Annotated in this window: 15 protein-coding genes and 1 pseudogene; 11 read left to right on the plus strand and 5 right to left on the minus strand. The window is 69.5% G+C overall.

Features of this window, described 5'->3' with window-relative positions; translation table 11 throughout:
• Nucleotides 1-30 precede the first annotated feature (30 nt).
• Complete coding sequence (gene pulA / locus AAFF41_RS15555) at nt 31-5,439, minus strand: pullulanase-type alpha-1,6-glucosidase (RefSeq protein ID WP_319744483.1); 5,409 nt, start codon at nt 5,437-5,439, stop codon at nt 31-33.
• 169 nt (nt 5,440-5,608) lie between these two features.
• Entirely contained in the window at nt 5,609-7,669 is a 2,061-nt protein-coding gene (locus tag AAFF41_RS15560) for a carbohydrate-binding module family 20 domain-containing protein (protein WP_343324089.1), read from the minus strand.
• A gap of 220 nt (nt 7,670-7,889) precedes the next feature.
• Here AAFF41_RS15560 and AAFF41_RS15565 point away from each other — a divergent pair, with 220 nt between their 5' ends.
• The 7 genes and pseudogenes from AAFF41_RS15565 to AAFF41_RS15595 all read left to right on the plus strand — a co-directional run bounded on the left by AAFF41_RS15565 (nt 7,890) and on the right by AAFF41_RS15595 (nt 16,969).
• Nucleotides 7,890-9,272 (plus strand): alpha-amylase, encoded by a 1,383-nt coding sequence (locus AAFF41_RS15565; protein WP_343326292.1) that lies wholly within the window; start codon nt 7,890-7,892, stop codon nt 9,270-9,272.
• Nucleotides 9,273-9,589: 317 nt separating this feature from the next.
• Entirely contained in the window at nt 9,590-10,879 is a 1,290-nt protein-coding gene (locus AAFF41_RS15570; protein WP_319743565.1) for an extracellular solute-binding protein, read from the plus strand.
• Between the two features lie 416 nt (nt 10,880-11,295).
• A pseudogene (locus tag AAFF41_RS15575) lies at nt 11,296-12,293 on the plus strand (carbohydrate ABC transporter permease).
• A gap of 12 nt (nt 12,294-12,305) precedes the next feature.
• The gene (locus AAFF41_RS15580) at nt 12,306-13,211 is read left to right on the plus strand and encodes a sugar ABC transporter permease (RefSeq protein WP_054230821.1); all 906 of its coding nucleotides are present in this window, start codon (nt 12,306-12,308) and stop codon (nt 13,209-13,211) included.
• 77 nt (nt 13,212-13,288) lie between these two features.
• Nucleotides 13,289-14,938, plus strand: a complete 1,650-nt coding sequence (locus AAFF41_RS15585; protein ID WP_343324090.1) for a glycoside hydrolase family 13 protein — start codon at nt 13,289-13,291, stop codon at nt 14,936-14,938.
• 25 nt (nt 14,939-14,963) lie between these two features.
• A complete protein-coding gene (locus tag AAFF41_RS15590; protein WP_054230823.1) occupies nt 14,964-15,998 on the plus strand; it encodes a LacI family DNA-binding transcriptional regulator in 1,035 nt (344 codons plus the stop codon).
• A 110-nt stretch (nt 15,999-16,108) separates the two neighbouring features.
• Nucleotides 16,109-16,969, plus strand: a complete 861-nt coding sequence (locus AAFF41_RS15595; protein WP_319743569.1) for a phosphatase PAP2 family protein — start codon at nt 16,109-16,111, stop codon at nt 16,967-16,969.
• A gap of 150 nt (nt 16,970-17,119) precedes the next feature.
• Here the strand turns inward: AAFF41_RS15595 and AAFF41_RS15600 are convergent, their stop codons facing one another.
• Nucleotides 17,120-18,025: a LysR family transcriptional regulator gene (locus AAFF41_RS15600; RefSeq protein ID WP_319743570.1), complete on the minus strand. Its 906-nt coding sequence runs from the start codon at nt 18,023-18,025 to the stop codon at nt 17,120-17,122.
• A 117-nt stretch (nt 18,026-18,142) separates the two neighbouring features.
• Between AAFF41_RS15600 and AAFF41_RS15605 the strand changes: the two genes are divergently transcribed.
• Nucleotides 18,143-19,051 carry a DMT family transporter gene (locus AAFF41_RS15605; RefSeq protein ID WP_319743571.1) on the plus strand — a complete coding sequence of 303 codons (909 nt, stop codon included), beginning with the start codon at nt 18,143-18,145 and terminating at the stop codon, nt 19,049-19,051.
• Here the strand turns inward: AAFF41_RS15605 and AAFF41_RS15610 are convergent.
• A complete protein-coding gene (locus tag AAFF41_RS15610) occupies nt 19,002-21,998 on the minus strand; it encodes a bifunctional [glutamine synthetase] adenylyltransferase/[glutamine synthetase]-adenylyl-L-tyrosine phosphorylase (RefSeq protein WP_343324091.1) in 2,997 nt (998 codons plus the stop codon). The genes AAFF41_RS15605 and AAFF41_RS15610 overlap by 50 nt on opposite strands.
• A gap of 327 nt (nt 21,999-22,325) precedes the next feature.
• Here AAFF41_RS15610 and AAFF41_RS15615 point away from each other — a divergent pair, with 327 nt between their 5' ends.
• From AAFF41_RS15615 to AAFF41_RS15625, 3 genes are read left to right on the plus strand one after another with little or no spacing between them, the layout of a single operon-like run.
• A complete protein-coding gene (locus tag AAFF41_RS15615) occupies nt 22,326-23,216 on the plus strand; it encodes an alkaline phosphatase family protein (RefSeq protein WP_319743573.1) in 891 nt (296 codons plus the stop codon).
• A gap of 1 nt (nt 23,217) precedes the next feature.
• Complete coding sequence (locus AAFF41_RS15620) at nt 23,218-24,645, plus strand: MFS transporter (RefSeq protein WP_319743574.1); 1,428 nt, start codon at nt 23,218-23,220, stop codon at nt 24,643-24,645.
• Nucleotides 24,642-25,667, plus strand: coding sequence for a TolB family protein (locus AAFF41_RS15625; RefSeq protein ID WP_319743575.1), 1,026 nt, complete (start codon nt 24,642-24,644; stop codon nt 25,665-25,667). The genes AAFF41_RS15620 and AAFF41_RS15625 overlap by 4 nt, the downstream gene beginning before the upstream one ends.
• A gap of 38 nt (nt 25,668-25,705) precedes the next feature.
• Here AAFF41_RS15625 and AAFF41_RS15630 read toward each other — a convergent pair whose 3' ends face one another.
• Nucleotides 25,706-26,878 (minus strand): GDSL-type esterase/lipase family protein, encoded by a 1,173-nt coding sequence (locus AAFF41_RS15630; RefSeq protein ID WP_319743576.1) that lies wholly within the window; start codon nt 26,876-26,878, stop codon nt 25,706-25,708.
• Nucleotides 26,879-26,890: the final 12 nt, after the last annotated feature.

The raw sequence follows: 26,890 nt of genomic DNA on the forward strand, positions 1-26,890 counted from the left end.
CGAGGTCTGCCCCACCAAGGTAATGCCCTTTCAGGAGATCCGGGAGAATACCGCCACAGTGCGCCCCGGAACGGCGAACGTGCCCGTTTTCGCCTCGTAAGAGGAGGATTTGACGATAGGGTCGGCGCCCGCCGCCTGCACCGGGTGCAGCGCGTACGCCGTCCCGGCCAGGGCGCCGACCGTCTGCTCCTGTGCCTTGGGTGTCGCGTTGAAGACGACGACGAGGTCGCCGAGCTCCATCGTGATCACGCCGGGCGTCTCGTCCTTGCCGGACAGCGGGAAGGAGAGCTTCGACTGCACCTGCCCGGCGGTGGACAGCGAGAAGACGCTCTCGGTCGTACGGATCCGCTCCAGGTCCTGGTACGCGGCCGAGCTGCCCTCGATCTGCGGGCATCCCACCTTGACGGTGCTCAACAGGGGCGTGGCGTAGGGCCACTTGGACGCGTTGTCGGTCGCCATCGGCAGTCCGCGTCCGAAGCCGTTGCCGTCCCGGCAGTCCCAGTGGATGGCGTTGAACCAGTCGCCGCTGTCGAAGGAGTTGCGGTCGAGGGACTTGGAGCGCAGCAGGTCGGAGCCCGCCTGGGAGAGCGACGGGCCCTGGGAGAGGGCGGCGGTCGCCATGGCGAGGACCTGCATCCGCGCCCGGTCGTCCGCGCCGGTCGTGGCGGGCAGCTTGTAGGTGAGGGCGTCGTACAGGGACTCGTTGTCGTGCGCGTCGGCGTACGCGAGGGCGTCGCCCGGTGCCGCCGCGTATCCGGCGGGCTGACCGTTGTAGTCGACCTCGGAGCCCTTGACCTCCTTGCCGTCGGTGTCGGTGAAGCGGTAGGTGGCGAGGTTGCCGCTGAGCCCGATCTTGATGAGGTCCTGGTAGTGCAGCAGCCGGGCCTTCTGCTCGGCCGAAGTGCCGTTGGCGGTCGAGGAGTTGGGGTCGGTGTACAGCCCCGAGGCGAAGCCCTGGACGCCGGGGTCGGAGTCGAAGGGGCTGCCGCCGCGCACCGCGTCGCGCGCCCGGTCGGAGAAGGTCGCGACGCCGGTCCCCGCCATGTTCTTCTGGGTGGCCTGGACGAAACGGGCGTCGTCGGCGACCTCACCGAAGTTCCAGCCCTCCCCGTACAGGATGATCTTCTTTCCGTCGACCCCGTCCTTCGCCGGGGTCAGCGCGTCGAGGGCCTTGCGAACGGCCAGGATGTTGGCCTTGGGGTGGTGTCCCATGAGGTCGAAGCGGAAGCCGTCGACCTTGTACTCCTTGGCCCAGGTGACGATCGAGTCCACCACCAGCTTGCCCATCATGGCGTTCTCGGTGGCCGTGTTCGCGCAGCAGGTGGAGGTGGCGACGGACCCGTCGGCGAGGAGCCGCTGGTAGTAGCCGGGCACGATCCTGTCGAGCACGGAGGTGTCCGCCTGGCCACTGGCGGCCGTGTGGTTGTAGACCACGTCCATGACGACCCGCAGGCCGTCCTCGTTCAGCGACTTGACCATGCGGCGGAACTCGACCGTTCGGCCGGTGCCGTCCGGGTCGCTCGCGTACGAGCCCTCCGGGACCGTGTAGTGGTACGGGTCGTAGCCCCAGTTGTAGGCGTCCTTCGCGGCGATCGCGGCGACGCACTCCTGCTGCTTCTGGGAGTCGGCGGGGTAGGAGGCGAGGTCGCAGCCGGTGGTGGCCTGCTCGGACTTCTTCTCGGGGATGGTGGCGATGTCGAAGGCGGGCAGGAGGTGGACGTACGAGGTGCCCGCCGCGGCGAGGGCCCGCAGGTGCCTGGACCCGTCGCTGTTCTTGTCGGTGAAGGCGAGGTAGGTGCCCCGGTCCTTCGCGGGGACGGTCTTGTCCGCCACCGAGAAGTCCCGGATGTGCAGCTCCTGGATCTGGGCGTCCCGCAGTGGCACGGCCTTGGGCTTCTTCAGGGAGGACCAGCCGCTCGGGGCGAGGGACCTGTCCTTCAGGTCGACGACGAGACTGCGCTCGGAGTCGGCGGTGAGGGCGAGCGAGTACGGGTCGGTGACCTTGTTGGTGACGACCTTGCGGACGGTGGGCGCCCACACCTTCACGACGTACCGGTAGGGCTTGTTCCGCCAGGACTTCGCGCCGGTGACGGACCACACGCCGGTGGTGTCGTTCCTCTTCATGGCGACCGTGGAGCCGTCGAGTTCCAGTGCCACGCTCTGCGCGGTCGGCGCCCACACGGCCAACGTGGGACGACCGTCACGGAACGTCGGACCCAGCTGTGCCTTGGTCGCGTCGTACAGATCGTCCAGTACGCCGGCGATCTGGACGCCGGTCGCCGCGAGCACGGCGCCGTTCGCGGCCCGTTGCGAGGCGACGACCTGACCGTTCAGGGCCTTCTTCACCCGGCTCCGGTCGCGCGGGTCGACGGACCAGGCGGTGTAGTCCTTGAGGTACGGGAAGGCGGCCTTCTGGGCGTCGGTGAGGGTGGTCCTGGAAAGCCGGAGCCACCGCTCGTCGTCGCTGGTCAGCGTCCCGTCCTTGACGGCGATCGAGCCGTCGTGGGAGTACAGCAACTGGGTGGAGGCCGCGCCCTCGGAGCCGTTCCAGGCAACCGTGTTCCGGTCGATCCAGACCGCCTTGGAGGTGGTCAGGTCGAGCGCGGCCGCGCTGCCCGCGGGCTGCGGGAGCAGGTACTTCTCCTGCCCGTTCACCAGCCACACCTCGTGGCCGTTCGCGGTGAGGTCGAGCGACTGGTCGGTCGGGAGGTCCTTCTCGTCGCCCTTGTGGAGGATGTAACTGAGGCTGGTGGCACCCGCGGCGAGCGGCACCTCGAAGACGGCGCCATAGGCGTCGGTCCTGACCGGCTCCAGGGGCTTGGACCAGTCCGTGGGCGTCGCGGCCCCGGTCCAGACGTGCAGTCCCCAGCCGGAGTAGTCGCCGTCGGCGCGGTGGTAGTGCAGTACGGCCTTGGTCGTGTCCTGCGCCGGGTAGTCGGGCCGCTGGGTCTGTACGGCCTCCTTGCCCTGCTCGACCCAGACCTCGCCCGTCTTGGTGACGTCGATCGTGCGGTCGGTGGCGACGTCCTTGTTGCCGTCCTTGTCGATGACGAGGAAGCCGACACTGGAGGCGCCCGGCTTCAACTTCACGTAGGCGAAGGCCCCGTAGGCGTCGCGGCCGATGAAGTCGTGGCCCGCGGGCCAGGTCGTCGACTCGCCGTCGGCGAGGTCGCCCCAGGCGTACAGCCGCCAGTCGGTGTAGTCGCCGTCGGTGCGCTTGTAGTGGACGATCGCGTAGTCGCGCGAGGAGGCGGTGGGGACTTCGGGGGCGGGCGGGGTCCCGGTGGTGCTCGTGGCCGTCGCACTCGCGGTCCGCCCGGCCGAGTCGACGACCACCGCCTTGTAGCGCAGGGCGGTTCCGGCGGGTACGTCCTTGCCGATGACCTGGGTGACCTTGTACGGGGCGTGGTCGGCGGAGCCGAGCGTCCGCCACTTCCCGTTGCCGACCTGGGCGGCGAAGACGACGCGGTCGAGCTGACCGCCGGTGACGTCGGCGCCGAGCTCGACGGTGCCGGTGGCGCCCGCGCCCGGCGCCTTCAGGGTGAGCGAGGGCTTCGCGGCGGGGGTGCCGAGCGGGCGGGCCGCCTTGAGGACGACGGCGGAACCCGCCGGGACGGTGACGGTGACGTTCTTGTCGGCGTCGCTCGTCAGCCGGGACGAGGTCCCGTAGATCCCCTGGAAGGTCATGTCGGCGGAGCCGGTCGCGAAGGTCGCCGTCTTCGCCTCGCCCGCGTTGTTGAGGGCGACGAGGTACTCGGTCCTGTTGCCGCCCGTACGGGAGAAGGCGTAGACGCCCGCCCCGTCGGCCGCGTACCGCTCGGTCTGCACCCCGTCCGCGAGAGCCGGGTTGTCCTTGCGGAGCTTCGAGAGAGCGGCGATCTCCTTGTAGAGCGGTGCGCTCGTGTCGTAGGCGTCGCTCGCGTGTGTGCGGTCGGTGCCGAGCTCGTCGTCGTCGAGGTAGTCGGCGACCTTGGAGGCGAACATCGTCTGGCGGGCGTCCTTGTCGCCGCCCGCGCCGGTGAAGCCCTGCTCGTCCCCGTAGTAGACGACCGGGTTGCCGCGGCTGAGGAACATCAGCTCGTTGGCGAGCTCGTCCTTCTTCACCAGCTCGGCGTCGGTGGCCTTCGGGTTGTCCTGGTTCAGGAAGTACCCGATGCGGCCCATGTCGTGGTTGCCGAGGAAGGTGACCTGCTCGTACGCGTTGGCCTTGTCGGTCGTGTACTTGTAGTCGTCACCGAAGACCGAGGCGAGCTTCTTGGCGCTGCCCCCCTGGGAGGCGTACGAGCGTGCCGCGTCCTGGAAGGGGAAGTCGAGGGTGGCGTCGAGTCGGCCCTGGGTGACGTACGGGGAGGTGATCGACGTGTCGGCGGAGTAGACCTCGCCGAACATGAAGAAGTTCTTCCGGCCCCGCTCGGCGGCGTACGCGTCGAGCGCGGTGGCCCACTGCGTCCAGAACTCCATGTCCACGTGCTTCACGGTGTCGATCCGGAAGCCGTCGACGCCGAAGTCCTCGACCCACTTCTCGTAGATCTTCTCCATGCCGCTGACGACCTCGGGACGCTCGGTCCACAGGTCGTCGAGGCCGGAGAAGTCGCCGTAGGTGGTGGACTCGCCGGCATAGGTGGAATCGCCCCGGTTGTGGTACATCGTCGGGTCGTTGAGCCAGGACGGCACCTTGGCGTTCTTCTTGGCGGCGGGCACGACGGGCGTACGGGGGAAGGACCCGGCGCCCACGGACGGGAACCCGGCGCCTCCCGCCGCGTAGTCGGCGTCGTCGAAGGGCTTCCCGTCCTCGGTCAGATACGGGAAGGCACCCTTGGAGAGGTAGTCGTAGGACTTCTGCTCATAGTCGACGACGTCGGCGGTGTGGTTGGTGATGACGTCGAAGAAGACCTTCATGCCCTTGGCGTGCGCCTTGGAGATGAGGGTCGCGAGGTCCTTGTTGGTGCCGAAGTGCGGGTCGACCTGGGTGAAGTCCGTGATCCAGTAACCGTGGTACCCGGCCGAGGCGCTGCTGCCCTCGCCCTGCACGGGCTGGTTCTTGAAGATCGGCGCCATCCAGATGGCGGTGGTGCCGAGCCCCTTGATGTAGTCGAGCTTGTTGGTCAGCCCCTTCAGGTCGCCGCCCTGGTAGAAGCCCTTGTCCGTGGGGTCGTACCCGGTGGCGAGGCGCGAACCGGTCAGCCCGCCCCGGTCGTTGGACGTGTCGCCATTGGCGAAACGATCCGGCATCACGAAGTAGAACTGCTCGCGCGTGTCGTCGTGCCGGGCCGGTTCGGCGGCGAGCTTCGCGTCCGAAGGCGGCGCGGGCGGGGTCTGCGCCCGCGCCGCGATCGGCTGAAGAAAAGCTGCCGCGAGGGCGGCCACGGCGACGGCCGCGATTCTTCGCTGGGGTGGGGTACGGCGGCGCGCCCCGGGCGCCGGCCATCTCGGTATCAGGGCCACAGGCGTGAACTCCTAGTGAATACGGCTCAGTACGGCTACGGCTCGAACAGCTCGTCCGGACCGGCTTCAAGCCGAGACACGGCCTCGATGCCGGGCGACCGGCGCGACGGTATCGCCCACGCAAGCCTTACAGCAAGAGTCTTGAAACTCTGAGCAAGAACTTTCAGTGCCAGGTGTCGCTGACGCCGTAACCCGTTCCCGCGCCGGTGCTGTAGGCGCGGTTGGCGCCGGACTCCCACGTCACGTTTCCGGAGGAGTCCTTCTTGATGTACTTGTACGCGAACGACGTCGACTTGGGCACGATGACCAGTCGGCCCCAGTACGGGTACGACGCCGAGGACAGCGGGACGGCGTCGGTGGTGTTCCAGGAGCCGAGAGAGGGGATGGAACCGACGACGTACACGTTGGTGCCGTAGTCGGTGGTGGCGTCGACTCCGAAGGTCACGTCCGTCGCGTCGGCGTCGGCCACGTTCCAGGAGTTGTCGACCTCGACCGCCGAAGTACCCGTCGTGAGCGACCGGTTGGCGTTGGACTCCCACGTGACGTTTCCGGACGAGTCCTTCTTCATGTACTTGTACTCGATGCTCGTGCTCGCCGGGACGGAGACGTCGGCCTTCCAGATCGGGTAGCCCGACGACGACAGCTTCACCGCGTTCGCCGTGTTCCAGCTGCCGAGCGCGGCGACCGAACCGACCACGTACACATCGGAGCCGGTGGTGGTGGAGGCGTACGCGTCGAAGGTCGCGGTGACGCTGGTGGAACCACCGCCGCCTGCGCCCCCACTGCCTCCGCCGCAGTTCACCGTGCAGATGTAGTTCGGGTCGTAGAAGGCGACCGCCGACTTCGCGGGCACGGTCAGGGAGGCCTTGCCGCCCGCGACGGTGACGGTGGTCGCGCCACCGTCGATCACGTTCGGGTACGTTCCGTCGGCCAGGCCCGTCGTGTACGTGTGCGTGCTGGCGCCGGAGCTGTTGTTGAGGGCGACGAAGCCCGCGCCACCCCTGCCGAAGCCGATGACGTTCGAGGACGGGGACTGCCAGTTGGCGACCGCGTAGCCGCTCGCCGCGTTGTGCCAGCCGATCATGCCGGAGACCGCGGTGTTGCGGTCGAGGCAGTACCAGCCGCTCGCGCAGTTGGTGTCGGTGACGAAACCGGCGGAGTTCGGCGGGGCCTCGTCGCTCTGGCTGAAGGTCCAGCCGGAGTAGACGGACGGGCGGCCGTAGCCGCGGGCCAGCTGGAAGACGTTGGCGAGGACCGCGGTGTCGCCGTCCTTGTAGCTGAGCGAGTAGCCGTTGCGCTCGGTGTCGTGGTTGGTGACGAAGGTGTTGGAGTTCGCCTCGGCCGTCAGACCCCAACTGCTGCCGAAACTCGACAGGTTGGCGATGTCGCCCTGGAACTGGGACTTCATCTGCGCGGCGAAGGTGAAGTCGAGGACGTCACCGGTGCCGTAGTACTCGTCCTGCGCGGGCGGGGTGCCGGGGTAGATCTCCTGGGTGATGTACGGCGCCGCGCCGGAGGTCGTGGTGTGCAGTCCGGAGACGATGGCGCTCAGGTCGGCGGCGTCGATGTGCTTGGCCGCGTCGACACGGAAGCCGTCGACACCCAGGTCGATCTGCTGGTTGAGGAAGCCGGTGATCTTCGTGCGGACGCCGCTCTCGGCGGTGTCCAGGTCGGGCAGGCCGAGCAGTTCGCAGTGCTGGACCTCGTACCGGTCGGACCAGTTGGAGATCGTCTTCGTGCAGTCGTCGCTGTCGGCGGGGTCGTAGTCGGGGGTGTCGTACTTGTTGGTGACGACCGTGCCGTTGTAGCCGGTGCCGGTCTGGGCGGCGGTGTGGTTGATCACGGCGTCCGTGTAGACTTTGATGCCGGCCGCGTGACACGTGTCGACCATGGTCTTGAACTGGGCCGCGGTGCCGAAGCGGCTGTTCAGGTTGTAGGCGTAGGGCTGGTAGACGTCCCACCAGTAGTAGTTCGTCTGTTTCAACGACTCCGCGGGCGGGGCGACCTGGACCGCCCCGTAGCCGGCCGGGTCGAGCACGTTCGTGCACTCGGCGGCGACCGACTTCCAGTTCCACTCCCACAGGTTGGCGATCACATCGCCGTTGGGGATGCCGGTGTCGGAGACGGCGGCGTGGGCGGCCGGGGCGGGCAGCGCGGCGGCTCCGCCGAGGGCCAGCAGTCCGGCTGTGGCCAGGGGTAACACCCGTGATCTGATCCAGCGCATGACGGCAACTCCTTGCGGGGGACGGAGGTGCGGGAACGTGGTCAACTGGGTTGCTGGGGAGGCAAGTTGACCGCGGTGCGAGAGTGGGCGCGGTCAAGGGGCCCCGTCAATACACGTGTTGGAAGTTCTTTCGACATCTTGCTGAAACCTGAACCAACGGATAGCTTCCGTTCCCCCCACCCGCACGACGAAGTGCAGGAGCACCCACATGGCAAGAAACATGGCCAGGAAGACACTTGCCGCCTCGTTCGCCCTCGCGGCGGGCCTGGCGGTCTCGGTGGCCCTCCCCCCGGGTGTCGCGGCGGCTTCCCCGCCGGGCACGAAGGACGTCACCGCCGTTCTGTTCGAGTGGAAGTTCGACTCGGTCGCCAAGGAATGCACCAACACGCTGGGCCCGGCCGGTTACGGCTACGTCCAGGTCTCGCCACCCGCCGAGCACATACAGGGCTCGCAGTGGTGGACCTCGTACCAGCCCGTGAGTTACAGGATCGCCGGGCGGCTCGGTGACGCGACCGCCTTCCAGAACATGATCAACACCTGTCACGCGGCCGGCGTGAAGGTCGTGGCGGACACGGTCGTCAACCACATGGCAGCGGGTTCCGGCACCGGTACCGGCGGCTCTTCGTACACGAAGTACAACTATCCGGGCCTGTACTCCTCGTACGACATGGACGACTGCACGGCGACGGTCAGCGACTACACCAACCGCGCGAACGTGCAGAACTGCGAGCTCGTCGGGCTCGCCGACCTGGACACCGGCGAGGAGTACGTCCGCAAGGCCATCGCCGGATACATGAACAGCCTGCTCGGGTACGGCGTGGACGGCTTCCGCATCGACGCGGCCAAGCACATCCCGGCGACCGATCTCGCCAACATCAAGTCGCGGCTGACCAATCCGTCGGTGTACTGGAAGCAGGAGGTCATCTACGGCGCCGGGGAGGCGGTCCAGCCGACCGAGTACACCGGCAACGGCGACGTGCAGGAGTTCCGGTACGCCTACGACCTCAAGCGGGTCTTCAACAACGAGAACCTCGCCTACCTCAAGAACTACGGCGAGGGCTGGGGCTATATGAGCAGCTCCGTCGCGGGCGTGTTCGTCGACAACCACGACACCGAGCGCAACGGCTCGACGCTCAACTACAAGGACGGGGCGAACTACACCCTCGCCAACGTCTTCATGCTCGCCTACCCGTACGGCGCCCCGGACATCAACTCCGGCTACGAGTGGTCGGACGTGGACGCCGGCCCGCCGGGCGGCGGCACGGTCAACGCCTGCTGGCAGGACGGCTGGAAGTGCCAGCACGCCTGGCCGGAGATCAAGTCGATGGTCGCCTTCCGCAACGCCACCCGGGGCCAGTCGGTCACCGACTGGTGGGACGACGGAAACGACGCGATCGCCTTCGGCCGCGGCGCCAAGGGGTACGTCGCCATCAACCACGAGTCGGGCTCGCTGACCCGGACCTATCAGACATCCCTCGCGGCGGGGACGTACTGCAATGTCCAGAACAACACCAGCGTCACGGTGAACGGCTCCGGGCAGTTCACGGCGACCCTCGGCGCGAACACGGCGCTGGCGCTGTACGCGGGCAAGACCAGTTGCTGAGCGGCTTCCGCGAGCCGCGCGGAAGCCTGCACAGAAGGCCGTACGGAGTCCGTGGGACCCCCGCGGGAACCCGTACCGAAAGCGCCGTATCGGACATACCCGATACGGCGCTTTCCTTTTTGCGACCTCTTTGCGACACCTTGCGGTAACGGGAACGTCACGCTTGAGGGATCTTGCGGAAATTTCCTTGCAACGTCTTTCGCAAGGACTTGCAGCGCTGTTAGTTTCCTCCCCAGCCCGGCGGCCGTCGATGGGACAGACGGCACCCGCGGTCCTCCCAAGGGAAGATCCGGGCAAACCCTCTTCTAGGAGTTCATATGCGACGTGGCATATCGATCGCCGCCGCGGTGACCGTCATCGCGCTGAGCGCGACTGCCTGTGGTGGTTCCGACGGCAACTCGTCGAGCAAGCCGAAGGCCGCCGGCGACATTTCCGGGACGATCACGTACTGGGACACATCGGACGCGGCGACCGAAGCCCCGACGTACAAGGCTCTCATCAAGAAGTTCGAGGCCAAGTACCCGAAGATCAAGGTGAACTACCAGAGCGTCCCGTTCAGCGACGTCGAGCAGAAGTTCAAGTCGGCGGCGAAGAGTGGCAAGGGCGCCCCGGACGTCGTCCGCACCGACGTCGGTCTGATGGCCGAGTACGCCTCGCTCGGTTACATCGCCCCCCTCGACGGCACGAGCGCGCTGAAGGACACCTCGGACTTCAACTCGGGCCCGCTGAACACCACCAAGTACAACGGCAAGACGTACGGCGTCCCCTCGGTCACCGACACCCTGGGTCTCCTCTACAACAAGGACCTCCTGAAGAAGGCCGGCATCGCGCAGCCGCCGACCACCTGGGACGAGTTCATCGCCGACTCGAAGACGATCAAGAAGAAGACCGGGGCGTACGGCACCTACCTGAACCCCGACTCGTACTTCCTGCTCCCGCTGCTCTACAGCAACAACGCGGACATGGCCGACACCTCGGCCAAGAAGATCACCATCTCCGACGCCAACGCCGTCACCGCGATCACCACGGCGAAGAAGATCCAGGACGAGGCGTCGATGAAGGTCGACTACGCCAACGCCTACCAGAACATGCAGACGGCGTTCAAGACCGGCAAGGTCGCCATGCTGGTCCAGGGGCCCTGGTCGGTCAGCGAGGACCTGGCCGGCAGCGCCTTCAAGGGCAAGGAGAGCAACCTCGGCTACGCGCCCGTCCCGGCCGGCCCCGGTGGCAAGGCCCAGGCGCCGACCGGCGGTCACAACCTCGCGGTCTACCAGGGCTCCAAGAACCTGGACGCCGGGTACCTCTTCACCCAGTTCATGACCTCGACCGACAGCCAGGTCGAGATCGCCAAGGGCACCGGCACGCTACCGACCCGCAAGTCGGCGTACACGGCCGAGGTCACGTCCGACGCCAAGATCGCCGGCTTCAAGCCGATCCTGGAGCAGACCGCCCGTCCGCGCGTCGCGCTGCCGCAGGTCGGCTCGCTCTTCACGCCGCTCGCGCAGAACTACGTGAAGATCCTGCAGGGCAGCGAGGACGTCAAGGCCGGTCTCGACGCCACCGCCAAGGAGTTCCAGAAGCTCCTGCCCGGCTACACCATCGGCTGACCGGGCAACCCCTGATCCACCGGTAACCGAAGAACGCGCAGCCCCGGGGAACGTTTTCCCCGCTGCCGCCCCGAACGGGGCTCCCCCGGGGCTGCGGTCACCGGTTCCCCCAGGATCACCGGACCCACCGGACCCCGGACCCACCAGACCCCTGGCCATCGGACCCCGGACCCACCAGACCCCCGGGGCACTGGCCCCAGGGGTTGACCAGATCCCGGGTCCCGGATCCCTGGTCCACCGGACCCTGAACCCCGCACCCACCGGATCCCTGGATCCGGGCCCACCGGCCCACGGACCCCGAGCCCACCGAACCCCGGATCCACCAGACCCACGGGTCCACGGGGCCACGGACCCCGGGTCACCAGATCTCCCGAGCCCCAGACCTCCGCATTTCCGCCGCGAAAGAGCCGATGAGGATGACGACCGCAGCGAGCACCGAGAAGACCGACCTGCCCGCGCCCGGCAAGAACGCCGCGCGCCCCCCACGCGTTTCGGCGCTCCGGCGGTCCTGGGACAAGTACTGGTACGCCTGGGCCATGGTGACCCCGGTCGCCATCGTCCTCACCGTCCTCGTCCTGTATCCGCTCGGGTACGGCATCTACCAGTCGCTGACCGACGCCAACGAGTCGAACGTGGCGTCCACCATCGGCGCCTTCCACCGCCCGGCCACCTACAAGTTCGTCGGCCTCGACAACTACTGGCACGTGCTGTCGGGCGCGGACAGCGACTTCTACCCGCGCCTGCTGTGGACGGTCATCTGGACGGTGTCCTGCGTGACCCTCCAGGTGGGCATCGGCATGGGCCTCGCGGTGCTGCTCAACCGCAAGGTCCGCTTCCGCGGTTTCTACCGCGCCATGCTGATCCTGCCCTGGGCCGTCCCCTCGTTCATCGGCGTCTTCGCCTGGCGCCTGATGCTCAACTCCCAGTACGGCGTCTTCAACGAGATCATCACCGCGCTCGGCCTGCCGGCCCAGGACTGGCTCGGCACCCCACTCGCCCAGAAGATCGCCGTCGTCATGGTGAACGTCTGGATCGGCATCCCCTTCAACATGGTCGCGGTGCTCGGCGGACTCCAGTCCATCCCCAAGGAGCTGTACGAGGCCGCCGAGATGGACGGCGCCTCCCCTGGCAGCGCTTCGTCAACGTGACGCTGCCCGGTCTGCGCCCGGTGTCGAACACCGTGATCCTGCTCGGCTGCATCTGGACGTTCAACATGTTCAACGTCATCTATCTGCTGCTGGGCAACAACACGAGCGGCGACGCCGACATCCTCGTCACCTTCGCCTTCCGCAAGGCGTTCACCGGCATCTCGGACTACGCGGGCGCGGCGACGTACGGGATCATCATCCTCGCCCTCCTGCTGGCCTTCTCGACCTTCTACCGCCGCAGCACCCTGAAGTCCGAGCAGGCGTAAGGAGCCCTCGCCATGACCGCAGCAACCCACGAGTCCTCCGCGACCGCCACCGCCGGCCGGTCCGCCGTGGCCACCCCCCGCAAGGTGCGCGGCCGCGAGGAGCGCAGCCTCGGCTCCTCGATCGCCCTGCACGGCACGCTGATCGTCGCCACGGTGATCGCGGCCTTCCCGGTGATGTGGATCCTGTTCATCTCACTCGGCCCGAAGAACGCCTGGCAACAGCCGAGCGAGGTGTTCTCGCACCTCAGCCTGCACAACTACAGCGATGTGCTGTCCCAGACGGACCTGCCGAAGTGGTTCCTGAACACCGTCGTCGTGGCGGGCGGCACCACCGTGCTCGGCGTCTTCCTCGCGGCGACCGCCGGATACGCGGTGTCCCGGATGAAGTTCCCCGGCAGCCGGCAGCTGATGTGGACCTTCCTGGTCACGCAGATGTTCCCCAGTATCGTGCTGATCGTGCCGCTGTATCTCCTTATGTCCGAGCTGAACCTGCTGGACAACTACCTCGGTCTGATCCTGGCGTACGCGACGACGGCGGTGCCGTTCTGCGCCTGGATGATGAAGGGGTACTTCGACACCATCCCCAAGGAGATAGACGAGGCGGGCCGGGTCGACGGGCTCACCCCGTTCGGCACGTTCTGGCGGCTGATCGTGCCGCTGGCCAAGCCGGGCCTCGCCGTGACCGCGTTCTACAGCTTCCTCACCGCCTGGGGCGAGGTCGCGTACGCCACGCAGTTCATGCAGTCCGACCACTACACGCTCGCCGTCGGCATCCGCACCTTCGCGCAGGACCAGCGGCCCGACTGGGCGTGGACCTCGGCCACGGCGATCATCATCACCCTTCCGGCGGCCCTCGTCTTCATGCTGGTGCAGCGCAGCCTGGTCTCCGGTCTGACGGCCGGAGGCACGAAATCCTGACGGCCCGCCCGCACTTAGCGGACCCCTCGTACTCAGCAAGCGCCTCCGTCGTTCCCCCCGCACCCCTAAGGGAATCCATGACCCAGCACGTCACCGACGCACTCCCCACCGACGCCTCCTCCGCCGCCTCCGGGCGTCGGGAGTGGTGGCGCGACGCGGTCATCTACCAGGTCTATCCGCGCAGCTTCGCGGACGGCAACGGCGACGGCATGGGTGACCTGCCCGGCGTCCGGGCCCGGCTCCCGTACCTGAAGGAACTCGGCGTCGACGCGGTGTGGCTGTCCCCCTTCTACGCCTCCCCACAGGCGGACGCGGGCTACGACGTGGCCGACTACCGCGCGGTGGACCCGATGTTCGGCAACCTCACGGACGCCGACGACCTGGTGCGGGACGCGCACGGCCTGGGACTGCGGGTGATCGTCGACCTGGTGCCCAACCACTGCTCGGACCAGCACGAGTGGTTCAAGCAGGCGCTGCGCGAGGGCCCGGGTTCGCCGATCCGGGAGCGCTTCCACTTCCGTCCCGGCAAGGGGAAGAACGGCGAACTTCCCCCCAACGACTGGGAGTCCATCTTCGGCGGGCCTGCCTGGACGCGCGTCGAGGACGGCGAGTGGTACCTGCACCTGTTCGCGCCCGAGCAGCCCGACTTCAACTGGGACCACCCGGCGGTCCACGACGAGTTCCGCTCCATCCTGCGCTTCTGGCTGGACCTCGGCATCGACGGCTTCCGCATCGACGTCGCCCACGGCCTCGTCAAGGCGGCGGGTCTGCCCGACATCGGCCACGACGAGCAGGTCAAGCTGCTCGGCACCGAGGCCGTGCCGTACTTCGACCAGGACGGCGTGCACGAGATCTACCGCAGCTGGCGGCGGATCCTCGACGAGTACACCGGCGAGCGCATCGCGGTGGCGGAGGCGTGGACGCCGACCGTCGAGCGCAGCGCGCTGTACCTGCGCCCGGACGAGCTGCACCAGGCCTTCAACTTCTCCTACCTGACCACCGGTTGGAACTCGGCGGACCTGCGCGAGGTCATCGACCGCTCGCTCGGCGCCATGAACGCCGTACACGCGCCCGCGACCTGGGTCCTCTCCAACCACGACGTGGTACGGCACTCCACGCGTCTCGCGGAAGGGAACGAGGCGCGTGGTCTGCGCCGGGCCCGGGCGGCGACCCTGCTCATGCTGGCGCTGCCCGGCTCGGCGTACCTCTACCAGGGCGAGGAGCTCGGGCTGCCCGAGGTCGTCGACCTGCCCGACGAGGTCCGCCAGGACCCGGCGTTCTTCCGCAGCGCGGGCCAGGACGGCACCCGCGACGGCTGCCGGGTGCCGCTGCCGTGGTCCGGCGAGGTCGCGCCGTTCGGCTTCGGCCCCGTCGAGGGCGGCCCGAGCTGGCTGCCGCAGCCGGCCTCCTGGAAGAACCTCACGGTCGAGGCACAGGAGGGCGACCCCACCTCGACGCTGGAGTTCTACCGCAGCGCGCTCGCCGTGCGCCGCGAGCACCCGGCGCTCGGCGCGGGCCGCCAGGTGACCTGGCTGTCGACGCCCGACGGGGTCCTCGCCTTCCGCCGGGACACCGCCGAGGGCTCCTTCGTCTGCACGGTGAACCTCACCGCGACCCCCCTCCCGCTGCCCACCCCGGGCACCCTGCTGCTCGCCAGCGCGAACGTCGAGCCGGGTACCGAAACGACCGAACTGCCCGCGGATTCAACGGTCTGGTGGGCAGTCTGAGATGCGACCGGTACAGTCCAACCCTGTGACCACACGGCTTGCCGACATCGCAGCCCAGGCGGGGGTCAGCGAGGCGACTGTCAGCCGCGTCCTGAACGGGAAGCCGGGCGTCGCCGCGACCACCCGCCAGTCCGTTCTGGCCGCGCTCGACGTCCTGGGCTACGAGCGCCCGGTCCGACTGCGGCAGCGCAGCGAGGGACTGGTGGGCCTGATCACCCCGGAGCTGGAGAACCCCATATTCCCGGCCCTGGCGCAGGTCATCGGCCAGGCCCTGACCCGCCAGGGCTACACCCCGGTCCTCGCCACCCAGACGCCGGGCGGCTCCACCGAGGACGAGCTGACGGAGATGCTGGTGGACCGGGGCGTCGCCGGCATCATCTTCGTCTCCGGTCTGCACGCCGACACCTCGGCGGACATGCAGCGCTACGAGCAGCTGCGCGCCCAGGGCGTCCCGTTCGTCCTGGTCGACGGTTTCTCGCCGAAGGTCCAGGCGCCCTTCATCTCCCCGGACGACCGCGCGGCGATGGCCCTCGCGGTCACGCACCTCGTCTCGCTCGGGCACACCAACATCGGACTCGCCCTGGGTCCGAAGCGGTTCGTGCCCGTGCAGCGGAAGATCGAGGGCTTCGTACGCACGATGCAGGAGCAGTTGGGGCTGAGCCCGGCCGACATCGAGGAGCGACTGGTCCAGCACTCGTTGTACACCCTGGAGGGCGGTCAGGCCGCGGCCACCGCCCTGATGGACCGGGGGTGCACGGCGGTGGTCTGCGCGAGCGACATGATGGCCCTCGGCGCGATAAGGGCGGCGCGGCAGCGGGGCCTGGAGGTGCCGAAGGACATATCGGTCGTCGGCTTCGACGACTCCCCTCTGATCGCCTTCACCGACCCACCCCTGACGACGATCCGCAAGCCGGTCCCGGCCATGGGGCAGGCAGCCGTGCGGACGTTGCTGGAGGAGATCGGTGGAACACCCGCGCCGCACAGTGAATTCGTGTTCATGCCGGAGCTGGTGGTGCGCGGTTCGACCGCTTCGGCCCCTGGGGACCGGAATCGTCCCTAAGGAGGAGCACCTACGTTGCGCGTAGGACTCCTCCTGTCGTAGAACGTGCGGCCAGGACCCAACCAAGGGATGATCGGTCGCGGAACGCTTTTCTGGCAGACTTTGTGCCTATGGGTGAGACGACCGTGACGACACTGGAAGGCCAGGACCGGGCCGCTCCACGCCCCGTCGCGGAGGAGAACGCGGGGAAGGCGTTCGTGCGCCGGCTGCGCACCCCGCGTCGCCCCCGCTTCTGGTTCGAGATCCTGCTCATCGCCGTGAGTTACTGGACGTACTCACTGATCCGCAACGCCGTGCCCGAGCAGAAGCAGGAGGCGCTGCGCAACGCCGACTGGCTGTGGCGCGTGGAGCACCATCTCGGAATCGCCGTCGAGCAGTCGGTCAACCACGCCGTGAACTCGGTGACATGGCTGATCATCGGGATGAACTACTACTACGCGACGCTGCACTTCGTCGTGACGCTCGGTGTCCTGGTGTGGCTCTATCGCAGCCACCCCGGCCGGTACGCGGCGGCGCGCCTCGCGCTCTTCGCCACCACTGCGGTGGCCCTGCTCGGCTACTACTTCTTCCCGCTGGCCCCGCCCCGCCTGATGAACGGCGGCGACTTCGTCGACACGGTGGTCGTCCACCACACGTGGGGTTCCATGGCCTCCGGGGACCTCAAGCACATGTCGAACCAGTACGCCGCGATGCCGTCGATGCACATCGGCTGGTCCCTGTGGTGCGGTCTGACCATCTTCGCCCTGGCCTCGGTGCCGTGGGTGCGCGTCCTGGGCCTGCTCTATCCGGCGGCCACGCTGCTGGTCATCGTCTCCACCGCCAACCACTTCTGGCTGGACGCGGTGGGCGGCATGCTGTGCCTGGCCTTCGGCTTCACGGTCGCCCGCCTCTGGTACGGCGCTCTGCCCTACGCCCTGCCCCGCTGGGTTCCCGGGACGCGTGGCGCGCCCCTGGTGCCGCTGGAGACCTGACACCCGGAGCTGTCGTCGAACGGGCCCGTCGGTGACCGACGGGCCCGTTCGCCGTCCGCCGGTGCGATACGTCCCGTCTCGCGACCCTCCAGCGCCTGGAGCCCGCCGAGGACGACCACGACACCGGCCTCCGGGGGTCGGCATGAGCCGTCACCGGTCGGGGTGGGCCGCGCCACGGAGCGCGTCCAGCAGTCCGCGCAACGCCGGCCGTTCGGCCGCGCCGGGACCCGCCTCCCGCACCGCCGCGTGGAGGACCCGCACCGGCTCAGGAGCGCGCACCTTCCGCACCACCACGCCAGGGTGCCGGCTCCCCAGCCCGAGCCGGGGAACCAGACTCACTCCGAGCCCGGCCGCCACGAATCCCTGAGCGGTGGCGTAGTCCTCGCTCTGCACCGCGAACGAGGGCCTGAACCCGGCAGCCGCACAGGCGTCCAGCTGGGCGTCGAGACAGGGCCCCGGCCACTCGCTCCCGACCCACGCCTCATCCGCCAGCTCCGCCAGTTCGAGCAGCCGCCGCCCCGCGAGGCGATGCCCCCTGGGCAGCACGACCCGGTACGGATCGTCGAGCAGACGTACGAGCCGTATGCCCTCGGGACCGGTTCCGTCGGCCCGCACCACGAGGGCGAGATCCGCCCGCCCCTCCTTCACGTCGGGCAGCGGATCCTCCACATCGATCAGCTTCAGCTCCACCCGTACGCCGGGGTGCTCACGCCGAAACCGCGCGACGGCGGGAGCGACCAGCGCGGCCCCGGCCGTGGCGAAGTACCGCACCGCGAGCCGCCCCGTCCGCCCCGCCCGCAGATCCGCGAGGGCGGTCTCCGCCTCGGCGACCTGCCGGCCGATGGCGTCCGCGTACTCGGTCAGCAGCAGCCCCGCCGCGGTGGGCCGCACCCCGCGCCCGACCCGCTCCAGGAGCTCGGTCCCCGCCTGCTTCTCCAGCGCCCCGATCTGCTGACTGACGGCGGACGGCGTGTACCCCAGATCCGCCGCGGCCGCCGTCACCGACCCGCTGCTGACCACAGCCCGCAGCACCTGCATACGCCGCACATCAAGCATGAAGCACACCTTAACAGTGCGTGCAAAACACTTCACTTGTTCTCAACTCAAAACCCAAGGACCGTAGGACGCATGCCAAGCCCCCAAGCCGCCTCCCCCCTCCGTTCCTCTCTCCGCATGGCCACCCTGGCGCTCCTCTGGGGCTCCGGCTTCCTCTGGATCAAGGTGGCCCTGGATCACGGCCTGTCCCCCGCCCACCTCACCGTCACGCGCTGCGTCCTGGGCACGGCGGTCCTCCTGCTCCTGGCCCGCGGGGCGCACCAGCGCCTCCCCCGCTCCCTCGCACTCTGGCTCCATGTGACCGTCGCGGCGCTGTTCTGCAACGCGGTCCCCTTCGCCCTCTTCGCGCTCGGCGAGCAGACGGTCGACTCGGGGATCGCGGGGGTCATGAACGCGACCACTCCCCTCTGGTCGCTCCTCCTGGGCGCGGTTCTCGGCACGGACCGCGCCCTCCACCCCCGCCGCCTGACCGGGCTGTTCCTCGGCTTCGCGGGCGTCCTGCTGATCTTCGCCCCCTGGCAGCACGACGGCCTGACCGGGTGGGGCGCCGGAGCCCTCCTGGCCGCCGCGGCGAGCTATGCGATCGCCTTCACCTACATGGCCCGCCATCTCACACCCCGCGGCGCCCCCCTGGCCGTGTCGGCGGCCCAACTCCTCATGGCCACGGCGTGGACGACCCTGGCCCTCCCCTCGGCTGCCCCCACCCACCCCGACAGCACGGCCCTGCTGGCGGTCACCGTCCTCGGCGTCTTCTCCACCGGCCTGACCTTCTACCTCAACTACCGCATGATCGCCGAAGAGGGCCCCACCAGCGCGGCCACGGTCGGCTACCTGCTCCCCGTGGTCTCGGTGACGCTCGGCGCCCTGGTCCTGAACGAGACGCTCGGCCCCCGCACCCTGGCGGGCATGGCGGTGGTCCTGGCCGGAGTGGCGGCCACCCGCACCCGTCCCCGAACGGAAGGGGCCGTGCCGGGGCTCAGGCCCCGTAGAACAGCACCTCCACGACGGCCCGAGCCCGCCGAGTGATCCGCCGGTAGTCCTCGAGCATGTCGCCGACATGACCGGGCCCGTACCCCAGGTACCGCCCGACCGCGGCGAGTTCACGCCCGTCGGAGGGAAACGTGTCCCCGGCCCGCCCCCGCACCAGCATCACCGCGTTGCGCACCCGCGTGGCCAGCACCCATGCCTCGTCCAGGATCGCCGCGTCCTCCCCGGACACCAGTCCCGCCGCGCACGCCGCGCCCAGCGCCTCCCGTGTCCGAGTGGTCCGCAGCCCCGGCTCCACCCACCCGTGCTGCAACTGGAACAGCTGCACGGTCCACTCCACGTCGGACAGCCCGCCCCGCCCCAGCTTGGTGTGCAGCGTCGGATCGGCCCCGCGGGGCATCCGCTCCGACTCCATCCGGGCCTTCAGCCGCCGGATCTCCCGTACGGCGTCGTCACCGAGCCCCTCCGCTGGATACCGCAACGGATCGACCAGTTCGATGAACCGCCGCCCCAGGTCCTCGTCCCCCGCGACGATCTCGGCCCGCAAGAGGGCCTGCGACTCCCACACCAACGACCACCGCCGGTAGTAGGCCGCGTAGGAGTTCAGCGTCCGCACCAAAGGCCCGGACTTCCCCTCGGGCCGCAGATCGGCGTCGATCAGCAAGGGCGGATCCGCGCTGGAGACCTGAAGCAACCGCCGCATCTCCGAGACAACCGCGTTGGCCGCCCGGGATGCTTCCTGCTCGTCGACACCCTGGCGGGGCTCATGCACGAACAGCACGTCCGCGTCGGACCCGTAACCGAGTTCGTGCCCCCCGAACCGCCCCATCCCGATGACGGCGAACCGCGTGGGCAGCGTGTCCCCCCACTTGTCCCGCACCACGGCCCGCAGGGTCCCCGCCAGCGTCGCCGCCGTCAGGTCGGACACGGCCCCGCCCACCTGATCCACCAGCGCGCCCTGATCGGCGACGGCCGGCGTCTCCTCGGTACCGTACGAGGCGACGATGTCCGCGGCGGCCGTGCGGAACAGCTCCCGCCGTCGTACGCCACGCGCGGCGGTCACCGCCTGCTCGCCCCCGTCGGCGCGCCTCACCGCGGCGAGGATCTCCTGCTCCAGATGGGCACGGCCGCGCGGTTCGAGCCCGCCCCCGTCCCCGTCGCCGAGCAGCGCGACGGCCTCCGGCGCCCGCATCAGCAGGTCCGGGGCGAGCCGGCCGGCCGACAACACCCGCGCCAGGTTCTCCGCCGCGGCACCTTCGTCCCTCAACAGCCGCAGATACCAGGGGGTCTTGCCCAGGGCGTCCGACACCTTGCGGAAGTTCAGCAACCCGGCGTCGGGGTCGGCGGAATCCGCGAACCACCCCAACAGCACGGGCAGCAGGGTCCGCTGGATCGCGGCCTTCCGCGAGACCCCGGAGGCCAGCGCCTCCAAATGCCGCAACGCCGCGGCCGGGTCGGCGTACCCGAGGGCGACGAGCCGCTCCCGCGCCGCGTTCGGACTCAGCCGGCTCTCGCCCGGGGCGAGTTGGGCCACGGCATCCAGCAGCGGCCGGTAGAACAACTTCTCGTGCAGCCGCCGTACGACAGCCGCGTGCCGCTTCCACTCACGGTTCAGCTCGACGACGGGATCGGCCCGCAGCCCGAGCGACCGCCCGATGCGCCGCAGATCGGCATCGTCCTCGGGCACCAGATGGGTCCGCCGCAGCCGGTAGAGCTGTATCCGGTGCTCCATGGACCGCAGGAACCGATAGGCCTCGTCGAGCTGCACGCCGTCGGCCCGCCCGACATACCCGCCGGCCGCGAGCGCCTTCAACGCGTCCAGTGTGGTGCCGCTGCGCAACGAGGTGTCGGCCCGCCCATGCACCAACTGGAGCAGCTGCACGGCGAATTCGACATCGCGCAGTCCTCCCGGTCCGAGTTTCAGCTCGCGCTCGATCTCGGCGACGGGGATGTTCTCCACGACCCGCCGCCGCATCTTCTGTACGTCGGCGACGAAGTTCTCCCGCTCGGCGGCGTGCCACACCAGGGGCGCCAGCGTGGCCACGTACTCCTCGCCGAGTCCGAGGTCCCCGGCCACGGGCCGTGCCTTCAACAGCGCCTGGAACTCCCAGGTCTTGGCCCACCGCTGGTAGTAGGCGAGGTGACTGCTCAGGGTCCGTACCAGGGGCCCGCTCCGCCCCTCGGGCCGCAGATTCGCGTCGACGGGCCAGATGCTGCCCTCGACGGTGGTCTCGGAACAGATCCGCATCATGTGGGAGGCGAGCCGGGTGGCGGCCTGCAGCGCCTTGCGCTCGTCAGCCCCGTCCACCGCCTCCCCCACGAAGATGACGTCGACGTCGGACACGTAGTTCAGCTCGTGCCCCCCGCACTTCCCCATCGCGACCACCGCGAGTCGGCACAGCGCGGCGTCGTCGGGCGCGGCCCTGCCGGCGATGGCGAGCGCGGCGCGCAGGGTGGCCGTGGCGAGGTCGGCGAGTTCGGCGGCGGTCTGGGCGAGGTCGGTGGTGCCGCACACGTCACGTGCGGCGATGGACAGCAGGCAGCGCCGGTAGGCGACGCGCAGGGCGACGGGATCGGTCGCCTCCGCGAGCCCCCGCTCGAAATCCCGTACCCCGGGGTGGAGGTCCTGCGGCTCGTACGTCACGAGCTCATGCCAGTCGCGCGGGTGCCGGGCGAGGTGGTCGGCGAGGGCGGCGGAGGCACCGAGGACGCCGAGCAGCCGGTCGCGCAGCGGCTTGGCCGCGATCAGGGTGTCGAGGAGTTCCCGCTCGGCGATGTGACCGTCCTGCGCCTCTACGAGCCGCACGAGCCCGAGCAGTGCGAGATCGGGATCGGCGGTGGCGCCGAGCGCGTCGAGGAGCACCGGATCGGACCGTACGGGCTCGAGCTCCGCGCCGTCCAGGAGCCGCTCGGCGGCCGACGGATCGGTGAAGCCGTGTCGCAGCAGCCGCGTGAAGGTACTGCTCCTGCGCCCCGGCGCCATCATCCTGGGCCCTCCCGTCGGATCAGGTCGCACGACCGGTCCGATCAAGGTCGTACGAGCCTGAGCCTAACCCCGGTCCCCGCGGTGGCGCCCCGCGCCGGAATCGGCTTCCGTAGGAGGTGTGCTTGGATGCGGCCCGCGCGAGCGGCGAGGAAGGCAAGAAAAGTAAGAAGGCGAGCGCGGTGGCGACGACCGCGCGGCCGAGAGGTAAGCAGTTCATCAGGTCTTCACCCCGCCGGTTGGGTGGCTTGACGCAGGGGAATGTTGGCGTGTGCATGCTCTGTCCGCACCGCCACCGTCGTCTTCCCCCACCCCCACCGGAGGTCTGAAGTGTCCGGCAGAAACGTGTACCGCCGCAGTCGTGCCGTCGTGGCGTCCGCCCTCGCCTTCACCGCAGCCGCGGTGGGTCTGTGGACCGGCCTCGGCGGCTCCACGACCGCGCACGCCGCGGCCGGGGTACCGACCCCGGATCACGTGGTCGTCGTGGTCTTCGAGAACCACGCGTACAGCCAGGTGATCGGCTCCTCCAGCGCCCCGTACATCAACTCGCTCAAGACCGGCGGCGCCAACCTCACCTCGTCGTACGCCGAGACGCACCCGAGCCAGCCCAACTACTACGCCCTCTTCTCCGGCTCCACCCAGGGCGTCACCGACGACAGCTGTGTCACCCCCGGCTTCTCCTCCGCCGCGAACCTCGCCTCCGAGGTGATCGCGGCGGGCAGGACCTGGGCCAGCTACAACGAGACGCTGCCGAGCCAGGGCTCCACGACGTGCAGCAGCGGCAACTACGCGCAGAAGCACAACCCGTGGTTCGGCTTCAGCAACGTACCGACGTCGTCCGCGAAGACCTTCACCCAGTTCCCGACGGACTACACGACGCTTCCGCAGGTCTCCTTCGTGGTCCCCAACCTGTGCAGCGACATGCACGACTGCTCGGTGTCGACCGGTGACACCTGGCTGAAGAACAACCTGGGCGCGTACGCGACCTGGGCCAAGACCCACAACAGCCTGCTCGTCGTCACCTTCGACGAGGACAACCGGCTCAGCGGCAACAAGATCCCGACCGTGTTCTACGGCCAGCAGGTGACCGCGGGATCCACCAGCTCGACCACCTACAACCACTACGACCTGCTGCGCACCCTGGAGGACTCGCAGGGCCTGTCGACACACGCGGGCAACGCCGCCTCCGGCAAGGACATCACCGGTATCTGGACGTCCTGAGATGTACGTGGCGGACAGCCGCGCCTCCACGAGTGCGGCGTCCGCGGAAGGCGCCGTCCGGCCTCGTGCCGGACGGCGCCGTGCCGCGGTCGCGCCCACGGTGCTGGCGCTCGGCGCGGTCAGTCTCATCACCGACGTCTCCTCGGAGATGGTCACGGCGGTACTGCCCCTGTACCTGGTGACGGGCCTCGGCCTGTCCCCGCTGGGCTTCGGCCTCCTGGACGGCATCTACAACGGCTTCTCGGCTCTCGTCCGGCTGATCGGGGGCCACCTGGCCGACCGCGGCGGCGGCCGCCACAAGGGGGTGGCGGGCTTCGGCTACGCCCTCTCGGCGGCCTGCAAGCCCCTGCTGCTCCTGGCCCACACGCTCACCCCGATCGGCCTGATCCTGGCCGCCGACCGCACCGGCAAGGGCCTGCGCACGGCCCCGCGCGACGCGCTGATCTCACTGTCGAGCACGCCGGAGACACGGGGGCGCGCGTTCGGCGTGCACCGGGCGATGGACACGGCGGGCGCGCTGTTCGGTCCCCTCGTGGCCTTCCTGATCCTGCGGGCCACGGTCGACGGGTACGACGCGGTGTTCACGGTGAGCTTCTGCGTGGCGGTGGTGGGCGTACTGGTCCTGGTGCTGTTCGTGCCGAACAGTGTGAACGGCGCTCGTACGAAGTCCGATCCGGACGGGGCTCGTACGAAGTCCGGTCCCGACGGCGCTCGCACCAAGTCCGCTCCCGACGGCGCTCGCACCAAGTCCGCTCCCGACGGCGCTCGTTCGCCGGCGACAGGGACGGCACCGCGGGCAATCTCCGGGGACACCGCACCCCGTCCCACCCTGCGCGCGGCCCTCGCCCTCCTCGGCCGCCCCGACCTGCGCCGCGTCACCCTCTGCGCGCTCCTCCTGGGCCTCGCGACGGTCAGCGACTCCTTCGTCTACCTGCTTCTCCAGCGGCGCCTGGGCGTACCGGACCGCTGGTTCGCGCTGCTGCCCCTCGGCACGGCGGCGGCCTTCCTGCTCCTGGCCGTCCCGCTCGGCCGCCTCGCGGACCGGGTCGGCCGCTGGCGGGTGTTCCTGGCCGGCCACGGCGCCCTGCTCCTCGCGTACGCCCTCCTGCTCGCCTCCTGGCACGGAACGGCACTGCCGTACGCCGTCCTGCTCCTGCACGGCTGCTTCTACGCCGCCACCGACGGCGTACTGATGGCGGTGGCCTCGGAGAGCGTGCCCGAGGAACTGCGCTCGTCCGGTCTCGCCCTCGTCCAGACCGGCCAGGCCCTGGCCCGTTTCGTCTGCTCGCTCGGCTTCGGCGCGGCATGGACGGCATGGGGCGACCGTACGGCGCTCACGGCGTCGACGGTGGCGCTGGCGCTCTGCGCCCTGTTCGCGCTCACACTCCGCCGTCCCACCCCCTCCGCCCCTTCAGAAGGCCTCGCATGACCCTCCGTACCCGCATCCTGGTCCTGATCTCGGCGCTGGTCGTCCTGGCGGGCGTGGCCACGGCCTCCGTCCTGCACGCCTCGGCCCGCGCGGACCGCAAGAACCAGACCCAGCCCGGCGGCCCGAGCATCACCGCGGGCACGGTCGCGCTCGCCACCGGGTCCGGGAGCCGCATGATCTTCCGGAACATGGCCTGGGGCCCGCACCGCGACGAACTGACGACGGTCCCGGCATCGAACCCCTCGGGACCCCGCACGGCGTCGAAGGTCAAATGCCTCCGCTTCTACGCGTCCGCGGGCACCGGCGTCTGCCTCCAGTCGGTGCACGGCCCGGTCCAGGACACCTACCGGGCCGTCCTCCTCGACACGCGCCTGCGCGAGACGGCCCGCTACGACGTCCCCGGCATCCCGTCCCGCGCCCGCGTCTCCCCCAGCGGCAGGTACGCCGCGTGGACGGCCTTCGTCGGCGGCGACTCGTACGCGGGTACGAACTTCTCCACGCGCGCGGCGATCGTGGACACGAGAACGGGGAAACTGACCCCCTCCTTGGAGGCGTTCCGCCTCGTGAAGGACGGCAGGACGTACCACGCGGCGGACGTCAACTTCTGGGGCGTCACGTTCGCGGCCGACGACCGCACGTTCTACGCGACGCTGGCGACGAAGGGCAGGACGTATCTGATCCGAGGAGACCTCCGGGCCCGCACCCTCACGACCCTCCACACCAACGTCGAGTGCCCCTCGCTCTCCCCCGACGGCACGCGCGTCGCCTACAAGAAGCGCGTGCCGGGCCTGTCGAAGGACGCCCCCTGGCACCTGTACGTCCTCGACCTGCGCACGATGCGCGAAACCCCGCTGGCCGAGTCCCGCAGCGTCGACGACCAGGTGGTCTGGCGCGACGACCGCACGATCGTCTACGCCCTCCCCGGCGACTACGGAGCCGACCTCTACACCGTCCCGTCCGACGGCACGGGAACGCCGCGGCGCATCAGCACCGCGGCGGTGTCTCCCGCGTACGTGAACTAGCCGACGGCGTACGTGAACCAGCCGACGGCGTACGTGAACTAGGCGAAGGCGCCCTGGGCGGTGAAGGCCAGCTCGGCGAAGCGTTCGCCGATACGGCGATGGGTGGCGGCGTCCGGGTGGAGCTGGTCGGGCAGCGGCAACTCGGCGAAGTCGGCCTCACCGTAGAGGTCCAGGCCGTCCAGGTGGTGCAGGTTCGGATCCTCGGCCGCCCGCTGCTCCACGATCCGGGCCAGCTCGTCGCGGATGACACGCAACGTCAGTTTCCCGCTCGCGCGCTCCGCCGGATCCCCCACGGCCAGGAACCGCAGCCGCCCCGCCCCGATGTCGGAGAGGTCCGGGGCGGTGGGCCCGGGCGTGTCCTCATGGATGGGGCAGAGAAGAGGCGAGACGACCAGCAGCGGCGTGGTGGGATGCCCGTCACGGACGGTGTCGAGAAAGCCGTGCACCGCCGGGCCGAAGGCACGCAACCGCATCGCGTCGGCGTTGACCAGATTGATCCCGATCTTGACGCTGATCAGGTCGGCGGCGGTGTCCCTCATGGCCCGCGCGGTGAACGGATCGAGCAGAGCGCTCCCGCTCAGCCCCAGGTTGATCAGTTCCACACCGGCGAGGGAGGCGGCGAGCGCGGGCCAGGTGGAGGTGGGCCCGGCGGCGGTGGAACCGTGACTGATCGAGCTGCCGTGATGCAGCCACACCCTGCGTCCCCGGTCCGGCGCGGGCTCGACGGGGGCGTCGGTGCGCAGGGCGACGAGTTCGGTGGTCTCGTCGTACGGCAGCCAGATCTCGACGTCCTTGACGCCGTCGGACAGACCGTCGAAACGGAGGGTACCGACCGCTCCCGGCCGGGTCGAGGCCGCGCCGGTGGCCATGTCGACGGTCATCGTATTGCCGCCGATCACACTCGCCCGCCCCGCCGCCCGGCCGTCGACGACCAACTCGTACACCCCGTCCGGACGGGTCGGCGCACCCACGTAGACGAGCTTGGTGGGCAACGTGTCCAGCTCGACGGCGGTGGCCCGGGTACGGAAGACCAGCCGTACACCGGAGGGCTGGGCCTCGGCCATGGCCAGCTGTCCGTCGGGGATCTGCCCGCGGGCCCGGGCGGGCAGCCGGTGCGGGAGGACACCGCGTTCGGTGGGCTCCAGGTCGAGGGCACCGCGCAGGAGGTCGGCGGTGACGGGTGTGGTGATCCAGTCGTGGTCGGTGGTCATGGCCTCGGTGTC

The organism is Streptomyces mirabilis (genome assembly GCF_039503195.1).
GTDB classification, from domain to species: domain Bacteria; phylum Actinomycetota; class Actinomycetes; order Streptomycetales; family Streptomycetaceae; genus Streptomyces; species Streptomyces mirabilis_D.

Coding starts and splice junctions, on each gene's coding strand:
- AAFF41_RS15570 (WP_319743565.1), top strand. CDS start 9,590: ATGCGACGTGGCATATCGATCGCCGCCGCGGTGACCGTCATCGCGCTG.
- AAFF41_RS15580 (WP_054230821.1), top strand. CDS start 12,306: ATGACCGCAGCAACCCACGAGTCCTCCGCGACCGCCACCGCCGGCCGG.
- AAFF41_RS15620 (WP_319743574.1), top strand. CDS start 23,218: ATGTACGTGGCGGACAGCCGCGCCTCCACGAGTGCGGCGTCCGCGGAA.
- AAFF41_RS15600 (WP_319743570.1), bottom strand. CDS start 18,025: ATGCTTGATGTGCGGCGTATGCAGGTGCTGCGGGCTGTGGTCAGCAGC.
- AAFF41_RS15565 (WP_343326292.1), top strand. CDS start 7,890: ATGGCCAGGAAGACACTTGCCGCCTCGTTCGCCCTCGCGGCGGGCCTG.
- AAFF41_RS15560 (WP_343324089.1), bottom strand. CDS start 7,669: ATGCGCTGGATCAGATCACGGGTGTTACCCCTGGCCACAGCCGGACTG.
- AAFF41_RS15595 (WP_319743569.1), top strand. CDS start 16,109: ATGGGTGAGACGACCGTGACGACACTGGAAGGCCAGGACCGGGCCGCT.
- AAFF41_RS15605 (WP_319743571.1), top strand. CDS start 18,143: ATGGCCACCCTGGCGCTCCTCTGGGGCTCCGGCTTCCTCTGGATCAAG.
- AAFF41_RS15625 (WP_319743575.1), top strand. CDS start 24,642: ATGACCCTCCGTACCCGCATCCTGGTCCTGATCTCGGCGCTGGTCGTC.
- AAFF41_RS15630 (WP_319743576.1), bottom strand. CDS start 26,878: ATGACCACCGACCACGACTGGATCACCACACCCGTCACCGCCGACCTC.
- AAFF41_RS15585 (WP_343324090.1), top strand. CDS start 13,289: ATGACCCAGCACGTCACCGACGCACTCCCCACCGACGCCTCCTCCGCC.
- AAFF41_RS15610 (WP_343324091.1), bottom strand. CDS start 21,998: ATGATGGCGCCGGGGCGCAGGAGCAGTACCTTCACGCGGCTGCTGCGA.